The organism is Aphanothece microscopica RSMan92, assembly GCF_046613545.2.
GTDB lineage: Bacteria > Cyanobacteriota > Cyanobacteriia > PCC-6307 > Cyanobiaceae > NIES-981.
Map to the genome: position 1 here is coordinate 1 of NZ_JBKKKY020000651.1, position 397 is coordinate 397.

The following is a 397-nucleotide window of genomic DNA, read 5'->3' on the forward strand; positions in this document are numbered from 1 at the left end:
CCTGCAAGGGCCAGCCGCCCGGCACCACGCGCGACAGGCCACAGCCCGCGCCAGCCGCCACCACGCCGCCCAGGAACAAGGCCAGCGCACCCCCCCGACGGCGCGGCGCCGGCGGCTGTGGCGGGGGGGCAGGTTCGGCGCGCGGCGGGGGCGGCGGCGTGTCGTCGGGTTCGGCCAGCAGCTCGACCACAGGCGACGGCGGGGGCAGTGCGGTTTCGGGGGCGTCGTCCAGGATGCTGTCGACGGCCTGCACGTCATCGGGCGCGCGGTCGTCCGTGCCGGTGGGGCCGCTGTCCTTGCGCGTCCGGGGGGGTGCCATGATCTGCCTCCGATCGAGGGGCCTTCGGGCGGACCCTAGCCCTTTGGCGCGGCTGCCTCAAGCATCCGGGGCTGCGGC

The 397-nt window shown here is 77.3% G+C and carries 1 pseudogene; it reads right to left on the reverse strand.

The features are described 5' to 3' along the window. Positions 1–319 (reverse strand): annotated as a pseudogene (locus ACLD7X_RS19480) (hypothetical protein); the annotation flags it as partial. Positions 320–397 lie beyond the last annotated feature (78 nt).